Here is a 6,453-nt window from a genome sequence, read left to right as displayed (position 1 = left end):
GAGAGTCCCGCCGCAACGTTTGTGCTGTTGAGGTCTATGTGGCTGCCTGTTTCATAACGGCTGTGGCTGCCCTGTATCGCCGCAAAGGCTTCCCAGTCTTTGCTTTCAGCTTTCGCGTTTTCCATTACGACTGAGGCTACAAGGTCGCTTGCGCTGTTTATCGCCGCCGAGCCTGCAAGTCTTGCTTCGCTGAAACTCTTTGTCTGGTCTGCTGCGCCCTGGTCAATGCAGCCGAGCATGAGGGCAGAGCTTGCGTCAAGTCCTACGCTGTAGAGGTATTTCTTTACACCCTCTCTTGTCTGTACCTCAGGGTCGCCCATGTAGTTTTTGGCTTTGGTTATGAGCGTCATGCTTTCGCCTTCGGCAAGTTTGTAGTACGTATCCGTCTGTATGAGGTTGACTATTGCGTTTGAGAGATCCATCGGCTCTGCGGCTGCTGTGTTGTCTATGAAGACGTAGCCGTTGCCTTTTTCTTCTCCGTCAAGGTTGAAGTTGACGTTTCCTTTCGGCGTGAATTTGCCGTTTATTGTTGTCGTTTCGTTGACATTGAAGTCACCGTTCAGCGTTATGTCGCCGCTTATGCTGCTTCCGCCTTTGGTGTCAAGGTTTCCGTTGATGTCAAGTTTTCCGCCGTTGAGTTCGCCGTTGTCAAGCGCTACGTTTCCGCCGATTGTTCCTTCTCCGTCAAAGTTGATTTTCGCGTGGTCGTCTTCCGTTCCCGTTATGCTGACGTTTCCGCCGATTTCTATGTCTCCTTTGACGTTTATGTCAGCGTCTGTTACGGTAAGGTCTTTTTCAGCGTCAAGTTTGTCGTTGACGTTTATTGTTATGTCTTTGACTTCGGCATTGCCTTCGCCTGTCAGCGTGTCGGTGTTTATTACAGCCGTGTCTTTTCCATTGCCCGTAACTGTTCCTCCGTCAGATATGTTCGTGTCTCCGTCTGTCGTTATGGTTATGTCTTTTACCGTTACGTCTCCGCTGAGGTCAAGACCTCCGACTGTTTCTTCCGTTACGTCAACTCCCGCGCCTGTGATTGTCATGTCTTCAAGCGTGAGTTCGCCGGCTATGTCTCCGCCGTTGCCCGTAACGTTTATCGTTACGTCTTTTGCCGTAAGGTCGCCGTTTCCGTTAAGCGTGTCGGTGTTTATTACAGCGGTTTCTTCCCCGTTGCCTGTGTATTCAGCTCCGTCTGCCGCCGTTGTCGCTCCCGTTACGTTTATTGTTATGTCGCTGACTGTTATGTCTCCCGCAGGGGTGAGCGTACCGGTGTTTATTACGGCATCGTCAACACCGTTTCCGGTGATTGTGCTTCCGTCCGCTATTGCGGTGTCTCCGCCTGTCGTTATGGTTATGTCTTCTACCGTTACGTCTCCGCTGAGGTCAAGACCTCCGGCTGTTTCTTCCGTTACGTCAACTCCGGCGCCCGTGATTGTCATGTCTTCAAGCGTAAGGTTTCCGGCTATGTCTCCGCCGTCGCCTTTGACGTTTATGGTTATGTCTTTGACTGTGAGGTCGCCGTTTCCGTTAAGCGTGTCGGTGTTTATTACAGCGGTTTCTTCCCCGTTGCCTGTGTATTCGGCTCCGTCTGCCGCCGTAGTCGCTCCGGCTACGTTTATTGTTATGTCGGTAACTGTTATGTCTCCAGCAGGGGTGAGCGTTTCGGTGTTTATTACGCTGTCGTTTACTCCCTGTCCTTTTATTGCCGCTCCGTCTTCCGCTGTTACGGTTCCTTTGAGCGCGCCGTCTGCTCCGCTTATGCCTTTGTCAAATTCGTTTGTTCCCGTTAGGTTGACTGTTCCTTCGTTGACGATGTCCCAAAGTTCGTTGTCGCTGAAGATGACGTTGTCAAGGTTGACAATTCCGCCCTCTTTGTTTGTTACGGCAGGGGTGAAGTTCTGTACCGTTATGTCTTTGAGGGTGAGTTCGTCTCCTGCCGCTCCGCCGGCTGTCGTGTCGGCTACGATTATTCCGCCGTTGCCGTTTCCGTCGAGTATGTCTGTCGTCGGGTCTCCGTTGCTTCCGACTATGGCAAATTTTCCGCCTCTGAGTGTGTTGTCAAGGGCGCCGAGGTCTTCGGTTGTGGTGTCGTCAAGTCCGTCAACTGTGTATTGGTTTGTTCCGCCTGCCGCGGGGCTTGTGTTGTTGACAAGGTCTTTGAGCGTGAGTTCCGCTTCGCTTTCTTTGAGTACGCTCATGTAGCCGTAGTTCGGGTTGCCGCTTGTTGAATCTACAGACTGGCTGAAGGTGTATTTGTAGCCTGTGTTTGTCTGTACTTTGTAGCCCGCTACGGTGAGGTTGGTGTCCGTTCCCGTCGCGTTCAGGTATTGCATTTCTTCCGTGGTTCCGACTGTCCAGCCGTCTGAGGAGGTTCCGTTCAGCGTTATTGTGCCAAGTTTTATTGTTCCTGTGGCGTTTCCGTTGACGGTTATCTTATCGTCTGCCGTTATGTACGGGTCTGCGCTGTTGAGCGTGGCACTGAAGTTGTAGATTGAGTTGTTGAAGTCAAGTCCGGTTGAGTTTGTGAAGTTGCCTCCGGTAAATTCAACTCCTGCGCCGAGGTTGACCTGTCCGTTGTTTATTGTCGCTGTTTCGGCGAGTGTGCCGTTGACGTTGAGCGTTCCTGTGTTTTCTATTGTGCCTGCTCCGCTTATTGCTCCGCCAAGCGTGAAGGTATTTGCCGTTGTCAGTGTCGCGCCGGTTCCAACAGAAATGTCTCCTGTCAGTGTTGTACCGTTTGTAGCATCGGCGGTGATTGTGCCATTGTCATTTGCGCCGACGGTTACGCCTGTGTCGTAGGTATCGTTTTCAAATGAGAGGTTGAAGTCTCCGCCGAGGTTGGCTGTCAAGCCTTTGTCGGCGTAGTCTTTGGCAAGCACGCCCTCGTTTTTGTCTTCGCCGCCTTTGTGGATGGTAAAGCCGGAAGAAAGTTCCGAGGCGTAGTCTGTCTGATAGTCTGTATTGCCGTTTGCGTCTTTGCCAATTTTTTCGGCGTAGACGTACATTTTGTATTCGCCGTCGGCAAGTGTGGAGTTCGCTCCGTTTATGTCCAGTTCTTTGTTTGTTTCATCTGTTTGGCTGGATATTTTGGCGTAGTTGACGTAGTTTCCGTCTCCGTCAGCCGCTATTGCGGATACGTAGTCCGCGCCTGCGTCTTTTCCGTTGTATGATACTTTCGGGTTGAGCCAGCCATATTTGTAGCCGTTTGTGAGGTCCATTACGCGGCTGCCTTCCGCCTGCGCCGCTGCCGTGTCTGCCATTTTAGTAAATTTTTCTTCTGCAGTTTCTTTCTCCTGCGTTACACTCACGTTTGTCGGCGCTTTTATGCCTGTCGGATTATTCGTTTCATTATACGCGTCTTTCAGCGTCAGTTTCCAGCCGTCTGCGCCGGCATAGTCCGCCAAACCAAACGCGCCGACGCAAGCGTCGGCTCCCTTGCCGCCTACGGCGGCGGATAAAAGCAAAACCGATTCCTGATTCAGGTTTAAAGCCGAGCGGGCGGCACTACCGTCGTAGTTGACGCCGTAGCCGCCGACGCGGCCGTTGTAATTGACGTTGTACGCGTAGTTGTCGTTGTCGCCGGGCGAGCGAAGCCACCAATAAGCGTTGCCAATGTCATAACCGTAGGCCGCCGTACTGTTGCCGTACATTTTCACATGTTTAGCCATGTTTGTAGCTTTCATTTGTCTTGTGGCTGTTATACCTGTACTGTTCGTAAAGCCGTAGTCGGTGTTCATTGCTTCTTCTTTGCTCAGCAGGAAGATTTTGTCATCGGAAGTTGCACCATTCTCCGTGTGGGTCGTTGCCGCTATCGCCGCGTATTCTTTCGCGCTGAACGCGTCTCCCGCAAAGCCGCCCCATGCCGTTACGTTCCCGTCCGTTCCAAAGGTCGTTGCTGTTTGGTTGTTCATTGTCGCACGGATTTCTGACGTACACCACGTATTGCCCATGGCTGTACTGCTGTTAAACTGGTCTGCATACAGCCCTTGGTCAGACATAAGGAAGGTCTTTCCGTCTGCGTTTGACAGCACTCGCCATTTTATGCCTTCTTTGTTGTAGTTGTTTTTGTTGAACTCATCCGGATTATCATACGTTGACGACGAACTGTAGCCATCGGCAAAACTCTGCCAGTAGCTGCCAAAATAAATCGTTCCGGCGTTTCCTGTTGTTCCGCCCTTGCCGCCCGCTATGTCCGTTATCTTCGCAAGTCCACCCGCCATCGCAGGTGAGACTGTCGCGAAAATGAACGATACGAGCATTAGGACTGCCGCAAGTTTCTTTGCTGTTTTTGTTTCTCTCATTTGTTTTTTTCCTCCTTCTGTTTCTGTTGCTCGCAGTTTCTTCTATGCTTATCATCTTTCGATGTTGTTTTGGGGTTTGCTTTCCTTCCTCAGCACAAACCGTTTCAGTATTTCCATGAGCAGTTTGTCCGTGTTTCCGTGTTTCAGGTGTCCCCTTATCGCCGCCATGCTTTGGTCTGTCGTTTCAATGTCTGTTTTGTTTTCCGCGTAGTCTTTTTGCAGTTTTTTAAGCCGCGCGAATATTCTCCTTTTGGCTGTCTGCCTGAGTTTGCGTATCACTTTGCCCGTGTCCGTGAGGTAATAGTGCCAGCCGAGAAAGTCTATGCCGTTTTTCAGCGGCGTTATTTGTGTTTTTTCGTTGAATTGCAGTTTCAGTTCTCCTTCTGCTATTTTTTTCATGCCTTCAAGCGTTTTTTGCAGTTTTTCTTTGCTTTCGTCTATCAGTACCATGTCATCCATGTAGCGGACGTAGTGTTTTATTCCCGCTTTTTCTTTTATGTACCGGTCTATTTTGTCAAGGTAGTAGAGCGCAAAGTTCTGGCTCGTCTGGTTGCCTATGGGCACTCCTTTGCCTGTGTCCGCGTTGTAGCTGTCTATTATTTTGTCAAGCAGAGCAAGCGTCCGTTCGTCAAATCTTTCTTTCGCAAGCATTGTTTTGAGTACACCGTGGTCTATGCTGGCGAAGTATTTGCGTATGTCGGCTTTGAGAAACCAGCCTTTTGTTCCGTGTCGTTTATAGTGTTTTCTCAGCTGCCGGGTCAGTCTTTTTATTCCGTAGTGCGTGCCTTTGCCTTTCTGACACGCCGCGTTGTCGGCGGTCAGGCGGTTTGCGAGGTACGGCGCGATTATGTTGTCGCAGAGCGCGTGCTGTATTATTCTGTCGTTGTAGTGCAGCGCCTGTATCAGCCGTTCTTTGGGTTCGTACACTTTAAATTCGTTGTATTTACCCGGTTTGTAGCTGCCGTTTTTGAGCTGTTCTGCGGTTTTGCAGAGGTTGTACGCAAGGTTGAGTTCATAGCGTATTACTTCTTTTTTGCCGCGTTTGTTTTTTTTCGCTTTCCTGTGCGCTTCGTACAGTTTTTCAAGGCTGTATATGTCTTCGTATTTCATTGTTTTTTGTTCTTTTGTGTTTTCCGTTCGCGGCGGGGGCTTGCGCCTTACAGTTCATAGCTTTCGCGATGCCCTGCCCCGCCGCGCTTTTCGTCCTTTCGGACAGGCGGAGATTCCTTTGCTTCCCGCACAGACAAATTCCGCTTGGAATTTGTTTCGGGCTTTGGAAGCAGATCCGAGCGGGCGGCATTATTGTCGTTGTTGACGTTGTTGTTGTCGTTGACGTTGCCGTTGTTATTGACGTTGTACGCGTTGTTGTCGTTGTTGCCGGGCGAGCGAAGCCACCAATTAGAGTTGCCATTGTTATTAACGTTGGCCGCCGCTTCCAACCTCCGCCTTCGGGCTTTAGAGTTTCTTCCATGCCGTCAGCAGTTTCATGCAGCCGTACAGCATTCCCGCAAGCGTTTCGTATTGCTTTTGAAGTATGCAGCCCTGTTCCGCCGCAAGGTGCGTAAGCCAGCCGAGCATTTTGAGCGCCGCCATTGCTTTGTCCTGATGCCCGTGCCGTTGTTCTGCCATTTCTTTTTTGTGTTCCCCCGACGGGTATATTTCGTTTGCAAGGTACATTTGTTCTGCCGCTTCAAGCGCGTAGTTTTGCAGTTTTGTCGCAAGCGTGAAGCGGAAGCGTTTGGGTGATTTCGCCGTTATTGTCAGTACGTAGCTGCATATATCACGCGCTTTGGTTATTACCACAAGTTCGCTGTCTGAGGCTTTTACCGTTGTTCTTGTCGTGTAGGTCATGTTTTCACCGCGCCGTGCGCGTCTTTTCGGCTACGGCGCGGCACGCAACAAACATTTGCGGTGTTTATCACATCGCTTCTTTTATTTTCAATATTTGAGTTTATTTTTTGAATTTTTTGTTTTTCTTCGGGGAAATTTTGAGGAATGAACTTTTGTTCAGTTTCAAAGGAGGGGAAGAAATACTTAATTGACGCCTTAAACGAGGCGGCTAATGTATGTATGTATGTATGTATGTATGTATGTATGTATGTATGTATGTATGTATGTATGTATGTATGTATGTATGTATGTATGTATGTATGTA

At 49.8% G+C, this 6,453-nt stretch carries 4 protein-coding genes; all 4 read right to left on the bottom strand.

Annotation, left to right across the window (positions count from 1 at the left end):
* On the bottom strand, window positions 1-4,298 hold a 4,298-nt coding region (locus KBS54_07230), incomplete at its 3' end, for a hypothetical protein (GenBank protein MBQ0055914.1).
* Between the two features lie 51 nt (window positions 4,299-4,349).
* Entirely contained in the window at window positions 4,350-5,408 is a 1,059-nt protein-coding gene (locus tag KBS54_07225) for an RNA-directed DNA polymerase (GenBank protein ID MBQ0055913.1), read from the bottom strand.
* A 47-nt stretch (window positions 5,409-5,455) separates the two neighbouring features.
* Window positions 5,456-5,737 (bottom strand): hypothetical protein, encoded by a 282-nt coding sequence (locus tag KBS54_07220; protein ID MBQ0055912.1) that lies wholly within the window; start codon window positions 5,735-5,737, stop codon window positions 5,456-5,458.
* A gap of 16 nt (window positions 5,738-5,753) precedes the next feature.
* Window positions 5,754-6,149, bottom strand: a complete 396-nt coding sequence (locus tag KBS54_07215; GenBank protein ID MBQ0055911.1) for a four helix bundle protein — start codon at window positions 6,147-6,149, stop codon at window positions 5,754-5,756.
* Window positions 6,150-6,453: the final 304 nt, after the last annotated feature.

Origin of the sequence: Candidatus Equadaptatus faecalis (assembly GCA_018065065.1) — a bacterium.
GTDB lineage: Bacteria > Synergistota > Synergistia > Synergistales > Synergistaceae > Equadaptatus > Equadaptatus faecalis.
This window is presented reverse-complemented; position numbering and strand designations above follow the sequence as displayed.